At 60.1% G+C, this 19,902-nt stretch carries 23 protein-coding genes and 1 pseudogene; 9 read left to right on the top strand and 15 right to left on the bottom strand.

Annotation, left to right across the window (positions count from 1 at the left end; all coding sequences use genetic code 11):
- Window positions 1-94: pseudogene (locus tag ACQKQA_RS13500) on the bottom strand (elongation factor P); the annotation flags it as partial.
- A 48-nt stretch (window positions 95-142) separates the two neighbouring features.
- Window positions 143-1,276: an elongation factor P maturation arginine rhamnosyltransferase EarP gene (earP, locus tag ACQKQA_RS13495; RefSeq protein ID WP_427557952.1), complete on the bottom strand. Its 1,134-nt coding sequence runs from the start codon at window positions 1,274-1,276 to the stop codon at window positions 143-145.
- Between the two features lie 123 nt (window positions 1,277-1,399).
- Here earP and ACQKQA_RS13490 point away from each other — a divergent pair, with 123 nt between their 5' ends.
- Both ACQKQA_RS13490 and ACQKQA_RS13485 read left to right on the top strand, forming a co-directional pair.
- Window positions 1,400-1,795 (top strand): hypothetical protein, encoded by a 396-nt coding sequence (locus ACQKQA_RS13490; RefSeq protein WP_427557949.1) that lies wholly within the window; start codon window positions 1,400-1,402, stop codon window positions 1,793-1,795.
- 14 nt (window positions 1,796-1,809) lie between these two features.
- Window positions 1,810-2,292: a GreA/GreB family elongation factor gene (locus ACQKQA_RS13485; protein ID WP_427557946.1), complete on the top strand. Its 483-nt coding sequence runs from the start codon at window positions 1,810-1,812 to the stop codon at window positions 2,290-2,292.
- A 13-nt stretch (window positions 2,293-2,305) separates the two neighbouring features.
- Here the strand turns inward: ACQKQA_RS13485 and cysB are convergent, their stop codons facing one another.
- The 5 genes from cysB to ACQKQA_RS13460 all read right to left on the bottom strand — a co-directional run bounded on the left by cysB (window position 2,306) and on the right by ACQKQA_RS13460 (window position 6,257).
- Window positions 2,306-3,280, bottom strand: coding sequence for an HTH-type transcriptional regulator CysB (gene cysB, locus ACQKQA_RS13480; protein WP_007931387.1), 975 nt, complete (start codon window positions 3,278-3,280; stop codon window positions 2,306-2,308).
- A 112-nt stretch (window positions 3,281-3,392) separates the two neighbouring features.
- The gene (locus ACQKQA_RS13475) at window positions 3,393-3,893 is read right to left on the bottom strand and encodes a universal stress protein (RefSeq protein ID WP_427557942.1); all 501 of its coding nucleotides are present in this window, start codon (window positions 3,891-3,893) and stop codon (window positions 3,393-3,395) included.
- A 93-nt stretch (window positions 3,894-3,986) separates the two neighbouring features.
- Complete coding sequence (locus tag ACQKQA_RS13470; RefSeq protein ID WP_427557939.1) at window positions 3,987-4,892, bottom strand: 5'-nucleotidase; 906 nt, start codon at window positions 4,890-4,892, stop codon at window positions 3,987-3,989.
- Window positions 4,893-4,914: 22 nt separating this feature from the next.
- Window positions 4,915-5,871 carry a putative 2-dehydropantoate 2-reductase gene (locus ACQKQA_RS13465; protein WP_427557936.1) on the bottom strand — a complete coding sequence of 319 codons (957 nt, stop codon included), beginning with the start codon at window positions 5,869-5,871 and terminating at the stop codon, window positions 4,915-4,917.
- Window positions 5,871-6,257: a thioredoxin family protein gene (locus ACQKQA_RS13460; RefSeq protein WP_427557933.1), complete on the bottom strand. Its 387-nt coding sequence runs from the start codon at window positions 6,255-6,257 to the stop codon at window positions 5,871-5,873. Before ACQKQA_RS13460 ends, ACQKQA_RS13465 begins: the two co-directional genes overlap by 1 nt.
- Between ACQKQA_RS13460 and ACQKQA_RS13455 the strand changes: the two genes are divergently transcribed.
- Together ACQKQA_RS13455 and ACQKQA_RS13450 are read left to right on the top strand one after the other, a co-directional pair.
- Window positions 6,256-6,699 (top strand): PilZ domain-containing protein, encoded by a 444-nt coding sequence (locus ACQKQA_RS13455; protein WP_427557930.1) that lies wholly within the window; start codon window positions 6,256-6,258, stop codon window positions 6,697-6,699. The two genes, ACQKQA_RS13460 and ACQKQA_RS13455, sit on opposite strands and share 2 nt — an antisense overlap.
- Window positions 6,700-6,831: 132 nt before the next feature.
- Window positions 6,832-7,908 (top strand): 3-deoxy-7-phosphoheptulonate synthase, encoded by a 1,077-nt coding sequence (locus ACQKQA_RS13450; RefSeq protein ID WP_427557927.1) that lies wholly within the window; start codon window positions 6,832-6,834, stop codon window positions 7,906-7,908.
- A gap of 60 nt (window positions 7,909-7,968) precedes the next feature.
- Here ACQKQA_RS13450 and ACQKQA_RS13445 read toward each other — a convergent pair whose 3' ends face one another.
- Window positions 7,969-8,250, bottom strand: coding sequence for a GNAT family N-acetyltransferase (locus ACQKQA_RS13445; RefSeq protein ID WP_007931380.1), 282 nt, complete (start codon window positions 8,248-8,250; stop codon window positions 7,969-7,971).
- Between the two features lie 671 nt (window positions 8,251-8,921).
- Here ACQKQA_RS13445 and oprI point away from each other — a divergent pair.
- Complete coding sequence (oprI, locus tag ACQKQA_RS13440; RefSeq protein WP_003448337.1) at window positions 8,922-9,173, top strand: outer membrane lipoprotei OprI; 252 nt, start codon at window positions 8,922-8,924, stop codon at window positions 9,171-9,173.
- Window positions 9,174-9,298: 125 nt separating this feature from the next.
- Here the strand turns inward: oprI and ACQKQA_RS13435 are convergent, their stop codons facing one another.
- The 3 genes from ACQKQA_RS13435 to ACQKQA_RS13425 form a co-directional block, all read right to left on the bottom strand.
- Window positions 9,299-10,267: a L,D-transpeptidase family protein gene (locus tag ACQKQA_RS13435; protein ID WP_427557923.1), complete on the bottom strand. Its 969-nt coding sequence runs from the start codon at window positions 10,265-10,267 to the stop codon at window positions 9,299-9,301.
- A gap of 117 nt (window positions 10,268-10,384) precedes the next feature.
- The gene (locus ACQKQA_RS13430) at window positions 10,385-10,678 is read right to left on the bottom strand and encodes a hypothetical protein (protein ID WP_016967430.1); all 294 of its coding nucleotides are present in this window, start codon (window positions 10,676-10,678) and stop codon (window positions 10,385-10,387) included.
- Window positions 10,679-10,734: 56 nt separating this feature from the next.
- Window positions 10,735-11,340: an arylesterase gene (locus tag ACQKQA_RS13425; RefSeq protein ID WP_427557962.1), complete on the bottom strand. Its 606-nt coding sequence runs from the start codon at window positions 11,338-11,340 to the stop codon at window positions 10,735-10,737.
- A 10-nt stretch (window positions 11,341-11,350) separates the two neighbouring features.
- On the opposite strand from ACQKQA_RS13425, the gene ACQKQA_RS13420 reads away from it, so the two are divergent.
- Complete coding sequence (locus ACQKQA_RS13420) at window positions 11,351-12,034, top strand: ABC transporter ATP-binding protein (RefSeq protein WP_427557919.1); 684 nt, start codon at window positions 11,351-11,353, stop codon at window positions 12,032-12,034.
- Complete coding sequence (locus ACQKQA_RS13415; RefSeq protein WP_427557916.1) at window positions 12,034-14,538, top strand: ABC transporter permease; 2,505 nt, start codon at window positions 12,034-12,036, stop codon at window positions 14,536-14,538. The genes ACQKQA_RS13420 and ACQKQA_RS13415 overlap by 1 nt, the downstream gene beginning before the upstream one ends.
- Before the next feature lie 16 nt (window positions 14,539-14,554).
- Here the strand turns inward: ACQKQA_RS13415 and greB are convergent, their stop codons facing one another.
- On the bottom strand, window positions 14,555-15,028 hold the full coding sequence (gene greB / locus ACQKQA_RS13410) for a transcription elongation factor GreB (RefSeq protein WP_044464323.1): 474 nt from the start codon (window positions 15,026-15,028) through the stop codon (window positions 14,555-14,557).
- 558 nt (window positions 15,029-15,586) lie between these two features.
- Between greB and ACQKQA_RS13405 the strand changes: the two genes are divergently transcribed.
- Complete coding sequence (locus ACQKQA_RS13405; protein WP_007931372.1) at window positions 15,587-16,216, top strand: response regulator transcription factor; 630 nt, start codon at window positions 15,587-15,589, stop codon at window positions 16,214-16,216.
- 73 nt (window positions 16,217-16,289) lie between these two features.
- Here the strand turns inward: ACQKQA_RS13405 and ACQKQA_RS13400 are convergent, their stop codons facing one another.
- The 3 genes from ACQKQA_RS13400 to ACQKQA_RS13390 form a co-directional block, all read right to left on the bottom strand.
- Complete coding sequence (locus tag ACQKQA_RS13400; RefSeq protein WP_427557912.1) at window positions 16,290-16,598, bottom strand: class I SAM-dependent methyltransferase; 309 nt, start codon at window positions 16,596-16,598, stop codon at window positions 16,290-16,292.
- Window positions 16,599-16,843: 245 nt separating this feature from the next.
- Window positions 16,844-17,278 (bottom strand): DoxX family protein, encoded by a 435-nt coding sequence (locus ACQKQA_RS13395; protein ID WP_427557909.1) that lies wholly within the window; start codon window positions 17,276-17,278, stop codon window positions 16,844-16,846.
- 102 nt (window positions 17,279-17,380) lie between these two features.
- Window positions 17,381-18,802: a transglycosylase SLT domain-containing protein gene (locus ACQKQA_RS13390; protein ID WP_427557906.1), complete on the bottom strand. Its 1,422-nt coding sequence runs from the start codon at window positions 18,800-18,802 to the stop codon at window positions 17,381-17,383.
- Between the two features lie 236 nt (window positions 18,803-19,038).
- Between ACQKQA_RS13390 and ACQKQA_RS13385 the strand changes: the two genes are divergently transcribed.
- Window positions 19,039-19,845, top strand: coding sequence for a TatD family hydrolase (locus ACQKQA_RS13385; protein WP_427557903.1), 807 nt, complete (start codon window positions 19,039-19,041; stop codon window positions 19,843-19,845).
- The last annotated feature ends 57 nt before the right edge of the window (window positions 19,846-19,902 follow it).

The raw sequence follows: 19,902 nt of genomic DNA, 5'->3' as shown, positions 1-19,902 counted from the left end.
GACCGGACTTGGTGAATTCAGCTTTCTGAACCAGCCAAGGATCGTTGTCGATACGGATCACGGTACCGGGTTTGAGTTCTTTACCAGTTTTCATTGCGAATATCCGAATTTGGATGGGATTTACAAAAATCTAGGCCGCGTATCATATCCAATTTAGGTAAAACTGCACCAGCGCCGCAGCAAGATCGGGCCGCGAGCCCTGTTCCAGACACCATTTCTCGGCATGCACGACCACTTCCGGCCAGTGCTCGAGCAGTTTTTTCCAGCCTGGCGCCATGTCGCCGCCAGCATCCCAGGCCCGCCACAGGTCGATCAGCGCCGCCTTGGCTTCCAGCGACAGCCCTTGGGTATAGAGTTCGAGAAAGGCGTCGAGCTTGTCCAGGTGGATGTCTTCGTCCTGTTGATAAATGTGCCAGAGCATCGGCCGACCGGCCCACTGCGCCCGCACGAACGAGTCTTCGCCGCGCACGGCATTAAAATCGCAGGCCCACAGCAACCGGTCGTAGTCCTGCTGCCGGACGAATGGCAGCACCTGCACCGTCAAGGCACCGTGGACATGCACGTCCCCTGCCGCCAGCGCGCCGACACCCAACCAGCGTTGCACGTCACCGAGGATCCGCCCTTCGGGCACCAGCAGATGAGTGGCGCGCGCGTCGCCCGCCAGCACATCCAGCCAACTGGCCAGGCCAGCGTTCTCGTAGGCGAACAGCGATATCAGCCGCGCATCGGCTGCGGCAAAGATCCCCAGGCCTTCAAGGAAGCCGCGCCGTGCCAACGGGGCCTGCTGAAACGCCCGGCGCTGTTCCAGCAGCCCGGCCTCGCGCAGCAACCCGCCGGTGCCGGCTTGGAACCCGGGGAAGAAGAAGTACTTCTGTACCCCCTTGAACTTCACCGAAGGCAGCCCGTGACACCCTATCACCCAGGCCTCGGCGCTCAGATAATCGAGGTTCAACCACAAGGGCCTGCGCTCACGCTCGGCCATCGCCTCCATATATACCGGCGGCAGCTGACAGGCGAAGGCGGCGATCACCACATCCGCAGCCGCCACCGGCGACCACTCAGCCGGCCAATGACGTACGTCGACGCCTTCCTGCCACTGCTGGGGCAAGGCGTTATCGACCGTCGGACACAAGCGCTCGAAGGCCCGCAGGTCATCCACCCACAGCCGCACCGCGCACCGATGCTCGGCCACCAATTGCCGGGCCAGCCGCCAGGTCACGCCGATGTCGCCGTAGTTGTCGACGACGCTGCAGAAAATATCCCAGGAGGCTTTCATTCCGGGCTCCAGTTGGCAAAGGCGCCGATTGTCCGCATAAATCGCCACCGACAGAAGAGCCAACGTCGATAATCTTCGTGCGACAATTGCCGCTTGCCCGACACCGCCTGCCAGGAGGCTGCCATGCCCAATCGCGCGACACCCCGTCGACCACTACGTATCAGCGTAAACGCCCTTCAGCTCAGCGGCAGTATCGCCCTGGGGCTGTGGCTGGGTTTCCTGGCGATCGCCCTGACCGGCTGGCTGGCCTCGCGCTTTGGGTTCGAGCCGCCGTTGGCGCCCGTCGCCCAGGCCGTGCAATATCTGGGGAAACCCGCCAGCATCGAGCCGGTGGCGGCCAACCCCATGTTCGAGCAATACCAGGAAAACCTGCGCAAGAACGAACAGCAGCAGGCGCTGGATAATGCCCGCAACAACCTGCGCAACCAGGCCAACCCGAAATGCCAGTTCTGGCTGCAACAGGACCAGACGGCACCCAACGAAAAGAGCCGGGCCAACGTCCTGCAATTCTGCGATTGATCACGAACCTGACCATGCACAAGCCTACGGTCCACCAACTGATTCTCGACAAGCTGCGCGGCGATCTGGAGATCGCCCAACGCGCGGCGCAGACCGCCTATGAGGCGGCGACCCACGAAGAGAACATTGCCGAAAACAAGTACGACACCCTGGGGCTCGAAGCCTCCTATCTGGCGGCTGGCCAGGCCCGGCGCGTCGAGGAAATCCGCCAGGCCCTGGCGCTCTGCCAGAACCTGACGCTGCGCCCGTACGACGAGAATCTCGGCATCCAGGTCGGCGCGCTGCTGGGTCTCGAGGACGAAAACGGCCACGAACAATGGCTGTTCCTGGCACCCGACGGGGCGGGCCTGAAGGTAGACGTGGTGGGACAACCGGTGACTGTCATCACCCCTCGCTCACCGCTGGGCAAAGGTCTGCTGGGCAAGTTCGAGGGGGATGAGCTGGAGATCGTCGTCGCCGGCACTCGGCAACAGTTCGCTGTCACCGAGGTGAAGTAAGTCCGGCTAGAACTTAGTGGACCGGCAGTTCGACGCCGTCGAACAGCTCTTCGAGTTCCTGCTTGTTGTGGCACTGGATGGCCTTGGCCATCACTTCGCGGGTCAGGTGTGGGGCGAACTTCTCGATGAAGTCGCACATGAAACCACGCAAGAAAGTGCCACGGCGGAAACCGATCTTGGTGATGCTCGACTCGAACAGCTCGCTGGCATCCAGCACCACCAGGTCGCTGTCGAGCTTGGTATCGACCGCCATCTTGGCGACAATGCCCACGCCCAGGCCCAAGCGCACGTAAGTCTTGATCACGTCGGCGTCGGCGGCGGTGAACACCACCTTCGGCGTCAGGCCGCGATGGCTGAAGGCTTCGTCGAGCTTGGAACGGCCGGTGAAACCGAACACGTAAGTCACGATCGGGTATTCGGCGAGGGTTTCCAGGGTCAGCTTCGGCAGCTTGGTCAGCGGGTGGCCCTGCGGCACTACCACGCAACGGTTCCAGCGGTAGCACGGCATCATCACCAAGTCGCCGAACAGCTCCAGCGCTTCAGTGGCGATGGCGAAGTCGACGGTGCCATCGGCGGCCATTTCGGCAATCTGCATCGGCGAACCCTGATGCATATGCAGTGCCACGTCCGGGTACTGCTTGATGAAACTGCTGATCACCGGCGGCAAGGCATAACGAGCCTGGGTATGGGTGGTGGCGATCGACAGGGTGCCCTTCTTCTCGTTGGAGAATTCCTGGGCGATCTGCTTGATGCTTTCGACCTTGCGCAGAATCTCGCCGGCGGTGGTGATGATGCGTTCACCAGCCGGAGTGACGCGGGTCAGGTGCTTGCCGCTGCGAGCGAATACCTCGACGCCCAGTTCGTCCTCGAGCAGGCGGATCTGCTTGCTGATACCCGGTTGGGAGGTGTAAAGGCTTTGGGCTGTAGCAGAAACGTTGAGGTCGTGGTGCGCCACTTCCCAGATGTAGCGCAATTGTTGAAGCTTCATATGAATCCCTCAAAGCAGGTAGACGCCACGGGCATCAGCGACGGTATATAACTATATTAATGGTTTGACGAATAAATCTAGAACTTTTCCTCAGAAAATTCCAATCACTGCGTCAGATATCTCCGAGTCGCCGACGCTGCACCAAAGGCACCAGGTAAACCGGAACCTTGGCCAGTTGCAGCACCCTGGCCGCCGTCCTGCCCAGCGGCGTTTCGCCGCCCACCCCATGGCTGTGACTACCTACGATCAACAGATCCACCGAGAGTTTCGACGCCTGTTCGAGGATGACGTGCGAGGGGTCCCCCTGAAAGACCCTGACCGATTGAATCAGGGCGAGGTCCTCCATGCCCTCCCCCAACTCCTCGCGAAAGCTGTCGAGTACCCGCTGTTCGATATTCGCCATCACGGTGCTCAGGCCCTGGCTGTGAAACTCGTTCAGGGCCTGCTCGTCCAGGTAACTCTGCAACACCGATTCGGCAAACAGCCCCATGGGCTCCACCGCATGAACCACGTGCAAGTCGGCATTGAATGTTCGAGCCAGTTCCAGGGCATGCTGCATCACATAGGGTGCATACAGACCGAGGTCAGTGGCATACAACATCGAACGAATCATATGACCTCCTCAACTGCCAATATGGCGGAGATTGATTCAGCTTAGCAGTGCCAAGGCGACTACGATGTCCCGCGCGGGCCCGTGAACATTGAGCTAAACCCGGGTTTCGTTGCTGATGCCATGGGGCACATGGCCGGTGGCGACCACTTCGCGCGCCAGCTCGCAATGACCGGCCTGATCGTCGAAGAACACATCGGCAGCGAAGGCTTCGAGAAAGGCGGCCTTCTCCAGACCGCCCAGGAACAACGACTCATCCAGACGGATATCCCACTCGCGCAGGGTCCGGATCACCCGCTCGTGGGCCGGCGCCGAACGCGCTGTCACCAGGGCGGTGCGGATAGGACAGCCGTCATCGGGGAACTCGCGCTGCAACAGATTGAGCGCGGCGAGGAAACCTTTGAACGGCCCACCACGCAGCGGTTCACGAGCGGACTCGCGCTCCTTGGCCTGAAAGGCTTCCAGGCCGCCGAGCTGATAGATCCGCTCCGACTCATCGGAAAACAGCACGGCATCACCGTCGAAGGCGATCCGCAGTTCGGCGCTGGCGGCGCGGCGGGCACCACCGGAAAGAATGGTCGCCGCGGCGAATCCGGCCTCCAGCACACTGCGCACGTCTTCGGCATGGGTGGAAAGAAACAGGTCACAGCCAAAGGCCGCGAGATAAGGATAGGGGCTACGCCCACCGACAAAAGCGGCCCGGGAAATATCCAGGCCGTAGTGCTGGATCGAATTGAAGACCCGCAGGCCGGTGTCGGCACTGTTACGCGATACCAGCACCACCTCGACCCGCGCACGGCCGAGGCTGGCATTGAGGCTCAAGAGCTTTTTCACCAGGGGGAAGGCATCGCCCGGCTCCAGGGTCTCCTCCTCATGATCGATCTGATACTTGCGGTAGGCCTCGACGCCCTCGGCCAGATAGACCTTATGGCTTTCACTCAGATCGAACAGGGCCCGCGACGAAATCGCCACCACCAGTTTACCGCCCAGGCTCTTTGCCATATCGCTTCCCCCAAGGCTGCGCTCAACCGTTATGCCGGTCGATGAAGCTCAACGCCTGATACAAGGCTTCCATTTTCGGCAGCTCGCATCCCGCCGCCTTGGCCGCGGCCAGTGGCGCGGCATAGATAGCCGCCAACTCCAGCGCACGTTTGTGCTGGTAATCGTGGTACATGCTCGGCCAATAGTCCGGCATGCCTTCGGTCACCTTGAACAAGTGCTCAGCATAGCCGTCCGGCATGCCATGGCCACAGGCCTGGGCCCCCTGCACCACTTCACGCATCAGGGCCAGGATCAGCTCGCGGCTGTCGGCGTCGGCCATCAGCGGCGTGGTGCTGGCCTTGAGCAACACCGACAGGCCGTTATACGGCACATTCCACACCAGCTTCTGCCAGCGCGCCTGCTGCAGGTTGGCCATGGCCTGGGAACCGACACCGGCCTGGCGGAACAGTGCGGCACCCTCTTCTACTATCGCCTGGCGCTGCGACTCGTCCTGCGCCGCCGGCCCGCTGTGATACCCCAGGTTCACCGCGCCCAGCGCCTGGTGCTCGATCACCCCCGGTCCGGCACGGTGCACGCAGATGAAGCACAGCCCGCCCAACAGATGCAGCGAGTCGGGCAGCAGCTCGCGCAAGCTGTCTTCCACATCCAGGCCATTCTGCAGCAACAGCACCTTCGCGCCAGGAGCTGCGGCGCGGAGGATCGCCGGAGCCAACTCGGCATTGCTGGTGGTCTTGGCCCCCACCAGCAGCCAATCGCAGGGCGGCATGTCTTCGGCGTGGGCATAGGCCTGGACCGGGTTCAAGGTCAGGGCGCCGTGTACCGCACTATTAAGCTGCAACCCCCGCTCGGCGACCGCAGCAAACTCGCTGCGCAGCAGGAAATGCACATCCAGGCCGGCTCGCGCCAGCAACATCCCATAGAAACCACCGATCGCTCCGGTACCGATAATGCCGATTCGCGGCGTGTGGACTGCTTCCATCAAGGCAACTCCTCTGGAATTCGATTCAGCGCCTGAGCCAGGTGCTCGCTGAGCTCACCGGCGTTCAGGCGCGACTGTAAGGCCCCATAGAACTCACCGTCGCGCACCACGAACAGTGCCGGCAGGTGAAAGACCTGATAACGCTCGACCGCTCCGCCATTGTTCCCCGCGTCGATCCAGCACAACTGCTCGATCGGCAGATCGAATCCGGGCAACTGCTGCCTGGCCCAGCGACAGCTGGCACAGCCGACGCTGGTGAATACCACCAGCGAAACACCGCTCATCGCCAGCAGTCGTTGATCGATATCGAAATCAGTCAGCTCCGATTCGACCACTATACTGGGGAGAACAATGTCACATAGCCGACACTCGGAGTTCGCGTTCATGGGACGTTTCATTCCTCATCCTGACGATGTTCCGGTTGAGCTGACCTTACGCAAGCACGCCTGCATTTCGCGTCAACGGTTGCACACTATCAGTCTCGGCGGCATGGCTTGCAATTATCACCGCGCCTGGCGCCGCGGCACCGCCCTCGAAGTACGCATCCCCACACTCGGTGAAAACGCCCGGTACAACGGTTACGTCGCCTGGTGCCTGCGACGCAAGCACGGCTATCTGGTGGGAATCGCCTTCATCGACGAACAGACCCTGTTCCGCGCCCGGATGAGCGAGCAGGTCTGCCAGATCGCCCACTACTGCCACCTGCACGAACCCCAGGCCGAGCAACGACAGATCGAGGTCCTAGCCCAGCAATGGGTCGAACAGCACGCCGACGAGTTCTCCCATGACCGGGTTCAGCAGGCTTTTATGCAGCCAGCACTGGATTAAACCCGCCTCTGCCCATTGTCGAGCCCCGGTGTAACGCGCTAAGGTTCGGGCTCCCCGACGCGCTTAAATCCGCTGTGCTCCGCCGCGCGGGGATCGCTGGCGGCCGGCACCCGTGACCTGACGAGTAACACGATGGCTGATTTACCGATCAACGACCTTAACGTCGCCTCCAACGAAACCCTGATCACTCCCGATCAACTCAAGCGTGACATCCCCCTGAGCGACGTCGCCCTGCGCACCGTGACCAAGGGTCGCGAAGTGATCCGCAATATCCTGGACGGCACCGACCACCGCCTGTTCGTCGTCATCGGCCCTTGCTCGATCCACGACGTCAAGGCAGCCCACGAGTATGCCGAGCGCCTGAAAGTCCTGGCCGCCGAAGTCTCCGACACCCTTTATCTGGTGATGCGCGTGTACTTCGAAAAGCCGCGGACCACCGTTGGCTGGAAAGGCTTGATCAACGACCCATACCTGGACGACTCGTTCAAGATCCAGGACGGCCTGCACATCGGTCGCCAGCTGCTGCTGGACCTGGCGGAGATGGGCCTGCCGACCGCCACCGAAGCGCTGGACCCGATCTCCCCGCAGTACCTGCAGGACCTGATCAGCTGGTCGGCGATCGGCGCTCGGACCACCGAATCCCAGACCCACCGCGAAATGGCTTCCGGCCTGTCCTCCGCGGTAGGTTTCAAGAACGGCACCGACGGCGGCCTGACCGTCGCCATCAACGCCCTGCAATCGGTTTCCAGCCCTCACCGCTTCCTCGGCATCAACCAGGAAGGCGGCGTCTCGATCGTCACCACCAAGGGCAACGCCTACGGTCACGTGGTGCTGCGCGGCGGCAATGGCAAGCCGAACTATGACTCGGTCAGCGTCGCCCTGTGCGAGCAGGCGCTGAACAAGGCGAAGATCAAGCCGAACATCATGGTCGACTGCAGCCACGCCAATTCCAACAAGGATCCGGCGCTGCAGCCGCTGGTGATGGAGAACGTGGCCAACCAGATTCTCGAAGGCAACCAGTCGATCATCGGCCTGATGGTCGAAAGCCACTTGAACTGGGGCTGCCAGGCGATTCCCAAGGACCTGGCCGAACTGCAATATGGCGTATCGATCACCGACGCCTGCATCGACTGGGAAAGCACCGAGAAAACCTTGCGCAGCATGCACGCCAAGCTCAAGGACGTCCTGCCGAAACGGGTTCGCAACTGATTCCGTATCGCGGACACAAAAACGCCGGGCCAAGCCCGGCGTTTTTTTTGGTGTCCCCACTCAGAGTTTCGCGGCGTGGCGCTGATGGCGCTCCATGTAGCGCTCCACGTACGAGCACGACGGAATGACCGTGTAGCCCATGCGATCGGCATATTCCAACGCTTGCTCGGTCAGCGCCGCGGCAATGCCACGGCCACGCAGCGCGTTGGGTACGAACGTCCGATAAATATCCAGGGTCTGCTTACCCAGGTCCATATAGGTCAGGTAGGCACGATGACCGTCCACATTGGTCTCGAACTGATGACCAGCCTGGTCATGGTGGATGGACAACGCCTCGCTCATCACTACTCCTCGCGGGTCTGATTCTGACCCCTACCTTACCGATGTTTTTCCGGCGAAGGAACAACTACGCCACCCCGTGCCTATCTGGACACCGAGGAGAGCCTGCCGCTCTCGCATGACCGAGCACGTTTCAAATAGTAAGCACCATTGGCGCCAATGCTCAAGGGACGCTTGTGGCTTAGCTACTGACGCCTGGCCTGTTCGGCCTCGATGCCAGCCCAAACCGACTCCTGATACATGCAAAGCGCTCGTTCGAACTGCTGGGTAATCAACAACCTGAACATCGCCGGGTGTTGAGATTTAAGACGAGCTCACCCATTTAAAGTCACCTCAACATGGACAAAGATACGTGAGGCGCCCCACAGATTCTGAACAAAAGTGTAGACGATTCGATATAGATAGACTTTGGCCTACACTCCGCAAGCGCCGTGCAGAGGGGCTCTGCGACAGGTATGAGGAACAAGCGCAAGCTCCCAACTGGATGGCAAGGTTGTGTATTTTTCATACAACCCGATAAAAAGTTGCTCGAAAAAGATTCAACGCCTAGAATTTTTTTTGCTTCTTGCGCTACGTCAGTTTACTTACTACAAGTAATGGGTAGTATGTACGCCGGCCATTTCATCACTCGGATGAGATAGCTACTTAATAGAAAGTCCTTGAAGGGGAACACGATGAACAACGTTCTGAAATTCTCTGCTCTGGCTCTGGCCGCAGTTCTGGCTACCGGTTGCAGCAGCGTATCCAAAGAAACCGAAGCTCGTCTGACTGCAACTGAAGACGCAGCAGCTCGCGCCCAGGCTCGTGCAGACGAAGCCTACCGTAAAGCTGATGAAGCTCTGGCTGCTGCTCAAAAAGCACAACAGACTGCTGACGAAGCTAACGAGCGCGCTCTGCGTATGCTGGAAAAAGCTAGCCGCAAGTAATAATCCTTCGGGATTGTTATCGAGCCGACCCATGTATTGGGTCGGCTTTTTTATTGCCCGGTTTTCTTCCGGCAATAAAAAACCCGTCGACACCCAGAGGCATCGACGGGTTACTGTTCCTGCCGTTATTGCTGCATATCGATAGGCAGCGCCGACACCACAGGTGCCTTGGTCGGTACGGCGATCTCTACTGGCAAACCGTCTTCGGCCGCCACTACGTCGCGCACCACATCCCAGTTCATCCGCAGGTTATTGGCCAAGTCTTCACGCTTGAGCAGAGCGTTGATCACTGCGGTGTGTTTGTCCACGACCGACGGATTGCCCTTGTCGTCCAGCGGTGTGTGCGCCTCCAGGTAGACTTTGCCGCCGCTGACACCGAACTTATATGGATCGTTGAGGATGCGCACCGATGTTCCCACCGGCACCATGCTCGCCATTTCCAGAACGTTGTTGTTGAACATCCGGAAGCAGCCGTGGCTGGTACGCATGCCGATACCGAACTTCTTGTTCGAACCGTGGATCAGGTAACCCGGAGTCCCCAGGGTGAACTTGAACGGCCCCAACGGGTTATCCGGTCCCGCCGGCACCACGTTTGGCAGCGGGTCACCGTCCGCCGCATGCTCGGCCTTGATCGAGGCCGGCGGAGTCCAGGTCGGATTCGGGGTTTTCGCGACGATGCTGGTATGGGCGATCGGCGACCCCCAGCCTTCCCGGCCGATACCCAGCGGGAAGGTGTACACCACGTTCCGCCCCTTCGGGTAGTAGTACAGGCGATATTCGGCCAGGTTGATCACGATACCTTCGCGAGGGCCCGGCGGCAGGATGAAGCGCGTCGGCAATACCACTTCGGTGCCGGCGCCCGGCAACCACGGATCGACCCCCGGGTTGGCCGCGACCATCTCGTAATAGCCCAGGTCATAGGTCGTGCCCAAGTCGGCAAAGGTGTCTTCGTACTTGGCCTTGATCACCTGCACCTGACCGACGATATCTTCGCCTGGCGGTGGCAGAGGCAGTTCCAATGCGGCAACGGGGCCAGCCACACAAAGTGCGGCGAGCGTCAGGCAACGGGTGACGACAGGAAAGCGCGGCAACATCCGGAAAATCCTTCGCATGATCGACGAATAAAAAAGTGATTGTACACCGGCCCCCTTGGCTGCGGGAGCGACTACCGCCGCAGCGCAAGGAAGCTGCCCGGGCAGAAACTTGCGGTCTTACAGCTCGAAACGCAACTCTGGCCAGATCGGTGGCGTGCCGCGCTTTTGCGATTCGAGGATCGCGCGGCACAAGGGGCACAGGCGCTGGTCCTGGAAAATGGTCCGGTCGACACCCGACCAGCGCGGTTGTGCAGGCAGCAAGGTACCGCACAAGGTGCGATCGGCAGAGCCGCCCAGTTCCAACTGACGTGTCACCAGATGCACCCGGACTTCCTGGCAGGCGAACAGGTCGAGCTGCTCGTCAGGCTCGATCAGTTGGTAGGCAAACAGGGACCAGGCGGGACGCGGCATCGGGGGCTCCAAATCGGGGGCGCAACATTAGCCGAAACACTGCCGGTAGAAAAGCGTCAAAGCAGCGGTTTTAGCGTCGGCCAGACATTTTCCAGCAACTTGCCCTGAGCACCGACCGCAGGGTGGATGCCATCGGCCTGCATCAGCTCGGGATTACCGCCGACCCCCTCCAGAAAAAACGGCACCAGCGCGACGTTCTTCTCGTTCGCCAGCTTGCTGTACACCTCGGCGAAGGCCTGGGTGTAACGCACGCCGTAATTGGGCGGCAGTTGCATGCCCAGCAGCAGCACCTTGGCCCCACTGGCCCTGGAACTGTCGATCATCGAAGCAAGATTTTGTTGCAATTGCGTCGGCAGCTGTCCACGCAGGCCATCGTTGCCGCCCAACTCGAGAATCACCAGCTGTGGCTTATGCTCTGCAAGCAGCGCCGGCAGCCGCGCCTGACCACCTGCGCTGGTGTCTCCGCTGATGGACGCATTGACTACCTTGTCGTTGAACCCCTCGTTCTTGAGCCGCTGTTCCAGTAGCGCCACCCACCCCTGCCGGGTATCCAGGCCGAAAGCCGCGCTGATACTATCGCCAACGATCAGGACTGTACCCGCCGCTGCGTTCTGGGCCATGCACATCAAGGCCAGGCCAGCACTCAAAAACCACACACGCATCGGATTCTCCATGGGCGCAAGCATTCTCAGTGCGCGGAACCTTAGCAAAGTGGTTCCCAGCGCGGAAGGTGAACTGACCATCCTGCATGAACTCAGCCTGGAACTGAATAAAGGCGACAGCCTGGCCATCGTCGGCAGCTCCGGCTCTGGAAAATCCACCCTGCTCGGCCTGCTGGCCGGGCTCGACCTGCCCAGCAGCGGTGAGGTCACTCTGGCCGGTCGCCCCCTGAGCACACTGGACGAAGACCAGCGCGCCCGCATCCGCGCCGAGCATGTGGGCTTCGTCTTCCAGTCGTTCCAACTGCTCGACAGCCTTAACGCCCTGGAAAACGTCATGCTGCCCATGGAGCTGGAGGGCCGCCGGGATGCTCGGGCCCGTGCAACAGAACTGCTCCAGCGCGTCGGGCTCGGGCAACGCTTGAGCCATTCGCCACGCCAGCTTTCCGGTGGCGAGCAACAGCGGGTGGCCATTGCCCGCGCCTTCGCCGCCGAGCCCGACGTGCTGTTCGCCGACGAGCCGACCGGCAACCTCGATAGCCATACCGGCGAACGCATCAGCGACCTGTTGTTCGAGCTGAACAAGGAAAGCGGCACGACGCTGGTACTGGTCACTCATGATGAACGCCTGGCCCATCGTTGCCGGCGCCTGATCCGCCTTGAAGCCGGCCTGCTGGTCGCCCCCCTGGAGCCTTGATGGCACGCCTGCCGCTGTTGCGTCTGTTCAGCCTCGCCGTTCGCCAACTGCTGCGCGATGCCCGCGCCGGAGAACTGCGGGTGCTGTTCTTCGCCCTGGTGGTAGCGGTAGCCGCCAGCACCGCCATCGGTTATTTCGGTGCCCGCCTCAATGGCGCGATGCTGTTGCGCGCCACGGAGTTTCTCGGTGCCGACCTGCTGCTTGAAAGCAGCTCCCCGGCCAGGCCGGAACAGATACAACGCGGCCAGGAACTAGGTCTGCAGCATGCGCAGGTGGTTGAATTTTCCAGCGTGATCGCCACCGACAAGGGCATTCAGCTTTCCAGCATCAAGGCCGCGGACGACGCCTACCCGCTGCGTGGCGAGCTGAAAAGCGCCCCAGCCCCTTACGCGGCAGAAGAAAGCGGCGGTGGCCCGCGCCCCGGCGAAGCCTGGGTCGAAGCCCGACTGCTGACAGCGCTGGACCTGAAAATCGGCGACACCATCGACGTCGGCATGAAGACGCTGCGCCTGAGCCGGGTCCTGACCTACGAACCGGATCGCGCCGGCAACTTCTATAGCCTGACTCCCAGGGTACTGATCAACCTGAGCGACCTGAACGCCACTGGCGTGGTGCAACCGGGCAGCCGGGTCAGTTACAAGGAACTCTGGCGCGGCCCGGAACCGGCCCTGGAAAGCTATCGTCAGTCGATCAAACCGGGGCTGGCGGCGAATCAGCGCCTGCAGGATGCTCGGGACGGCAACCGTCAGATCGGCGGAGCCCTGGGCAAGGCCGAACGCTACCTGAACATGGCCAGCCTGGTGGCGGTGCTGCTGGCAGGGGTCGCGGTCGCCCTGTCCGCTGCGCGCTTCGCCTCCCGACGCTTCGACGCCAGTGCCCTGCTGCGCTGCCTGGGCCTGTCACGCCAGGAAACCATACTGCTGTTCACCCTGCAACTGGCCATGCTCGGCATCCTGGCCAGCCTCGTCGGCGCCCTGCTGGGCTGGCTTGCCCAGCTTGGGCTGTTTTATCTGCTGCATGACCTGCTGCCGGCCGACGTACCTCCCGGCGGATTGCTCCCGGCCATCGCCGGCATCGGCACCGGTCTGGTGGCACTTGGCGGTTTCGCCTTGCCGCCATTGGCGGCGCTGGGCCGTGTCCCGCCACTGCGGGTGCTGCGTCGCGATCTGTTGCCGATCCCTCCAAGCACCTGGATGGTATATGGCGCAGCCTTGCTGGCCCTGGGGCTGATCATGTGGCGCCTGAGCCTGGACCTGCTGCTGACCTTCGCCTTGCTGGGCGGTGGCGTCATCGCGGCCCTGATTCTGGGCGCACTATTGCTGCTGGCTCTACAGAGCCTGCGTCGCCTATTGGCCAAAGCGTCGTTGCCATGGCGCCTGGGATTGGGCCAACTGCTGCGGCATCCATTGGCCGGCGCCGGGCAATCCCTGGCCTTCGGCTTGATTCTGTTGTCGATGGCCTTGATTGCACTGCTACGCGGAGAACTGCTCGATACCTGGCAGAACCAACTGCCCAAAAACGCGCCGAACTACTTTGCCCTGAATATCCTGCCCGCCGACAAGCAGGCCTTCACCGACAAACTGGTGGCGCTTTCCGCACCCTCTGCCCCTTTGTATCCGGTGGTGCCGGGTCGGTTGATCAGCATCAACGGCGAACCGGTCCGGGATATCGTCAGCAAGGATTCCAGTGGTGACCGCGCCGTGCAGCGGGACTTGAGCCTGACCTGGGCGGCGGACCTGCCATCAGGCAATAAAATCACCAGCGGCGCGTGGTGGACACCACAGCCCGAAGGAGATTTGCCAGGGGTCTCGGTGGAGGCCAAGGTGGCCGAAAGCCTGAAACTCAAACTCGGTGACCGGATGACCTTCAGTGTCGGCGGCATCAATCGCGAGGCCAGGGTAACCAGCCTGCGGGAAATCAACTGGGACAACTTCCAGCCCAACTTCTTCATGATCTTTCAGCCAGGCACGCTGCGGGACCTGCCCGCCACTTACCTGACCAGCTTCTATCTGGCCGCCGGCCACGATCAGCAGGTGGTCGAGTTGTCCAGAGCCTTCCCGGCGGTGACCATCCTGCAAGTGGAAGCCTTGCTCGAACAACTGCGCAGTATCCTGGCCCAAGTCACCCTGGCCGTGGAGTACGTACTGTTGTTTGTGCTCGCCGCCGGCATGGCGGTGCTGTTTTCCGGACTGCAGGCGACCCTGGACGAGCGGATTCGCCAGGGCGCCCTGCTACGCGCGTTGGGGGCGGAGCGGCAGTTGCTGGTCAAGGCCCGCCGCATCGAGTTCGGGTTGCTGGGAGCCGTCAGCGGACTACTGGCCGCATTGGGGTCGGAGTTGGTGAGCCTGGTGCTGTATCGGTTTGCCTTCGACCTGCCCTGGCATCCGCATCCCTGGCTGCTGCTCCTGCCCGTTATCGGCGCCTTGCTGGTGGGCGGGGCGGGTGTCTATGGAACCCGCCGAGCCTTGAACGCCAGCCCCCTGACCGTACTGCGCGAGGGGTAACCCCCTCGCACGCCGTCTATTTCACGTATTCGATCTGGTTGATCCACCAGCACATTTCGCCGCCCGGCGTCTGTACCATCGCTTCGTCGCCGACTTCCTTCCTCAACAACGCCCGGGCCATGGGCGAATCGATGGAGATGTAGTCCTTCTGCCCGTAAATCTCGTCATAACCCACGATACGGAAACGCTTGGTTTCACCCTCTTCGTTCTCGATATCGACCCAGGCCCCGAAAAACACTCGGCCTTCCTGTTCTGGCGAATAAGACACCACCTTCATATCTTCGAGGCGCTTGCGCAGGTAGCGCACCCGACGATCGATTTCTCTCAGCAGTTTCTTGTTGTACTGATAATCGGCGTTTTCGCTCCTGTCCCCCAGGGAAGCCGCCCAGGTAACCTTCTGCGTCACATCCGGACGCTTTTCCCGCCACAGGTAATCCAGCTCATTTTTCAGAGCCTCGAAGCCTTCCTGCGTAATGAGCTTGGTACTCAATTGGATACATTCCCCGTGCAGCGCCTTATGGGCTGTTCGCAATATCAGGTGGGAGGAGCCGGTGCCTGTTCTGGCGACGCCGCCCATCTTGCACGGCCCATGATAAATGAACCCGTCCAACCCGTTCTACCTTGCCATAAAGCAAACAGTTAGTTCTTCCTGTATCCGGCAAACTCGTAAAACTCAACACTTACAATCTTTATCACCCCATGACAAATGCCGAACAAAAGACACTAGCAAACTATAAAAAGCCGTCCGATATTCGCCAGTTCATTCAGCGGTATATTTCTTCACACTTGACTTCGCCGCAGCAAAATGGAGGTCGCTTGCCAAGCAAGGTTCAGTAAGGGCCCGTTCAATGACCGGACACCCCTGAAGAATTCACCCCCCCTTACAAACCCTTGAAGCCCCGAGAAACAAGGCTCCTGAATGACTACCCCGAACGTCGGCAGAACATTATTCAGCCCCTACAGCAACTATAAGATTCGTCTGATTTGATTTTCAGAGGGGTCGGATAAGATACATGAAAACAACCACCTGAACATCGAGATACCTTACATGGGAAGTATCATTATCGTCGACGATCATCCATTGATTCGACTTGCCATAAGAACCGTTCTAGAGCCCCACGAACATAACATCGTCGCGGAAGCAGACAATGGTGCCGATGCCGTCCAGCTGGTACGCAAACATCTTCCGGACCTGTTGATCCTGGACTTGAACATCCCCAACCTCGACGGTTTCTCCGTTATTTCCCATATAAAGTCGGCTGGGCTGCCGATAAAGACCCTGGTGCTGACTTCCAGCAACTCCAAGAACTTCGCACTGCGCTGCTTACAAGCCGGTGCAGCTGGCTTTCTGTGCAAGAACGATAATCTGAACGAACTGGCCAACGCGGTAAAAGCCATACTGTCGGGGTATAGCTACTTCCCCGAAGATACAATCAGCACCTTGCAACAGAATACCAATGCCGCCTGCCAGGAAAGTGTCTTGATTGCCCAACTGACCGACCGGGAAATCACGGTGCTGAAACTGCTGGCAAGCGGTCTCAACAATCAGAAAATCGCGGACGCACTATTGATCAGCCATAAGACCGTCAGTACCTATAAGGTCAGGCTGCTAAAACGGTTCAACGTTTCCAATCTGGTCGCACTGGCGGAGTTGGCCAAACGCAACTCCGTGGTTTAAAGCCCTGAGTATGCAGGGAGCCTTTAGCCAGATGTCAGAGGCAGCAGAAAGCCCCAACAGCCTGGTTGATCACTTACCGACGAGTGATCAGCCCCTGCCGAGCCACGCGGGTCAGATGCCTGATGACTTCGGTGGCTTTTTCCGAGCTGGGCGCCTGTATCACCGCCAGGTCAAAACTGTCGTTGGCAAAACGGGCCAGGGATTCACCGTCTTCAATGAACTGAATCAGAAAGGCCGAAGGACCGGCACTGCGACGCGGCCAGCCATCGAGATAACGCAGCAATGTCGGCTGGTGCTTGCCGCCAAGAAGAATTTTTGGATTGCGCTGAATAAGGTTCGCCGTGATCGGCGCAAGACGTACAGGAGGGTGAAGTGCATTCATCGTGTCGTGTCTCTGCCTCAATTTTCTGCCGGGCAGGTGAGAGGCAACACCGAACCAGCGCTTTAGCGGTATTTCGAAGCCGGTTTAAAGCTTCTATCGGCGATGTTCCTGATCACCTGGCGCCCCGCAAGTAGCTGTTTAAATCGGCGCATGAGCAGCAATCCTAGAGAGCCGCTGGGGTAGTGTCAAGAATCCGCGGCAACGAAAAGGCCCGCTATAAGCGGGCCTTTGGGTGTCTATCGAAGTTACTTGGCAATCGCGGCATCAAGGGACAATTTGCCCGCCCCTTCAACCAGCACCGCAATGGTGCCGCCGAGCAGCGCCAGGCCGAACTCATAACCGTTGTTCGCCATGAACAGACCATTACCGATATGTACGGAGAGAATCGCCACCACCAAGGTGAAACTCAAACCCAGTGCAGCCGGACGCGCCAACAGACCGATAATCAGCGCCAGACCGCCAAAGAACTCCGTACCACCGGCCAACAATGCCATCAGATGTCCCGGCGCCAGACCGATGCTTTCCATCCATTGAGCAGTCCCGGCCAATCCGTAACCACCAAACAGGCCGAAGAGTTTTTGCGCGCCGTGAGCGGCGAAAATGATGCCGACAAAAACTCGCAGAACACTCAAGCCATAGCCTGCACGGGTGCTCAGTACGGTTTTGATCAGTGTGCTCATGCTGTGTAGTCCTTTGTAGTGTTGGGTTATGGGTCGCCATATTAATCGTAAAAACCAACACTAAAAGCGCAAAAATAGCGACAAACAAATCGAATTTTTCGATTATTTACGTGTAACGACCTTGCGCGCTTGCGGCTCCAATGATTCCCGCTCACGGTCAAACGCCAAGTAGTATTTGTTGACGCTATTCACGTAGCTGACGGCCCCCATCCCGACCTGCTCCATGGCGATGCGCTCTACCTGGAAGAACCATTGATTGGGATTCAACCCGCGTCGCCGGGCTTCGGTGCGCATCCCCTGCACGCGCTCCGGCCCCATGTTGTAGGCAGCCAGGACGAACGCCATGCGCTCGCGTTCGTTGAGCTTGGGGCTGGCAAAGAACTTGCGCCGGATCAACGCCAGGTACTTGGCTCCGGCCAGCACATTGTTATCGAGGGTTTGCACATTATTGACGCCGACCCTCTGGGCAGCCGACGGGGTGATCTGCATCAGGCCGGTTGGGCCGCTGCCACCTCTGGCGGTGGGCTGCAGCGCCGACTCTTTGAAGGCCAGGGCCGCCAGGTTCAACCAATCCATGCCTTGGGCATCGGCATGCTTCTGCAATACTGGACGCAGTTTTTCCAGGCGCTGGCGATCGGCACCGGTCAGCGGGTTATGCACCTGATACAGGCGCCGATAGATGCGCAAGAACGCGACGTCCTGATCCGCTGGTGCCTTGTAGACCTTCAAGAACCGATCGACGCTGGCCCGCAGCATCGAGGCGTCACGCCGTACGAACCAGTGTTCCTCCCCCGGCTCGCTGATCACCAGTTGCCGATCGAAACGCAGCTTCGGCAGGATCTTGCCCCAGCGCTCGGCAATGGGCTTCTCGACAATGGTCAGGTGAAAGATCCCACCCTGAACCATCTCCAGGACATCTTCGACTGCCAGGCTCGGGTCGACCCACTCGACCTTGATCGGCGCCAGCTTGTGCAATGCCAGTTTCTGATTGATCTGGCTCACCGCATCCCCGGCGGCGCTGCCAGTGCTCAAGGCCAGGGTCTTGCCGGAGAGCTGTTCGGGATGCGTGTAGCGCCGCTCACCCTTGATCCCCACCAGCAGCAACGGCACGTCGCTGGCAACTGGCTCACTGGGGCTTACCGCCTGACCCGGCAGCGCGTCCAGCAGTTCTCCCGGAGCGACCAGATCCCCTTCACCGCGCTGTAGCGCACCGAGCAGTTGGTCCTTGGCTTTGGGAATGATCTTGAGGCTGATCTCCTGACCGTCACGGGCATGGCCATTGAGATACTGCTCAAAGGCGCGCAGACGGTGGTATTCGACGCCGATAGCCTGCCCCTGGACTTCACCGGAGCTGTTGCGACTCTGGTTGACCAATACCCGCAGGACCCGGCTACTGCGAATCTCCGCCAGGTCGCGAAGCTTGCCTGTGACCGCCGCTTCCGGTGGACCAGCCAAGCGCGCTACGGCCGGTAGCGGCAGCAGCAACGACAAGCACAACGCTAGCAAAACCGAGGGTCGCGTCATCCGCTCTCCGGGAAGAATACTGTCCGATCTCTATGACATAAGTGAAAAATAGGGCGACAGAAACAGAGCGCCTAGAGCGCTGACAAGATGCGAAAGACTGGCACAACCCCGGCTGGCAAACCAACCGGTACTTTGCTTGCGGCATCAAGAGACAGCTTCAACTCATTGTAGTTCTTGGCTTTTCTTATAAATCTACAGCTCTGATATGCTTTCCGGCCGCAGGCGGAGATAGCACCATGCAACTCATCGATATCGGCGTCAACCTGACCAACTCGAGTTTCGCCGAGAAACATCGCGCAGTACTGGACCGTGCCTATGCCGCCGGCGTGTGCCAATTGGTGCTCACTGGCACCAGTGTCGATGACAGCGAACAGGCGCTCGAACTGTCTCGGCAACTGGACGAGAGCGGTCGCCAACTGTTCTCCACCGCCGGCATTCATCCGCATTGCGCCAGCGACTGGAATGCTGGCAGCGCGCAGCGCCTGCGCAGCCTGCTCAAGGAAACCAGCGTCAAGGCCGTGGGGGAATGCGGCCTGGACTTCAACCGGGACTTCTCCCCCCGCCCGCAGCAGGAAAAAGTGCTGGAAGAACATCTGGCCCTGGCCGTTGAACTGCAACTGCCGGTCTTCCTCCATGAACGTGATGCCAGCCAACGCCTGCTGGAAATAGTCCGCGAGTTTCGTGACCGTTTGCCGGCAGCGGTGGTGCATTGTTTCACTGGCGAACAGCGCGCCCTGTTCAACTGTCTCGACCTCGACCTGCACATCGGCATCACCGGCTGGATCTGCGACGAACGCCGCGGCACACACTTGCACCCGCTGGTCAGGGACATTCCCCGGGGCCGCCTGATGCTCGAAAGCGACGCCCCGTATTTATTGCCTCGCAGCCTGCGACCCAAGCCGAAGAACGGTCGCAACGAACCGGCCTACCTGACTGAAGTGTTGCGTGAAGTGGCCCTGCATCGAGGCGAAAGCCAGGAAGACCTGGCGGCCCATACCACCGCCACTGCCCGCGCCTTTTTCGACTTGCCCGATATTGCTTGATTCACATCAAGATTCAGCCCTCTGCATAGCGGCACACTAATGGCACCTTGCCAATAC

Origin of the sequence: Pseudomonas sp. NPDC089530 (assembly GCF_050280705.1) — a bacterium.
Lineage (GTDB): Bacteria > Pseudomonadota > Gammaproteobacteria > Pseudomonadales > Pseudomonadaceae > Aquipseudomonas.
Note: the sequence above shows the minus strand (reverse complement) of the source record. Positions and strands in the feature narration are given on the sequence as shown.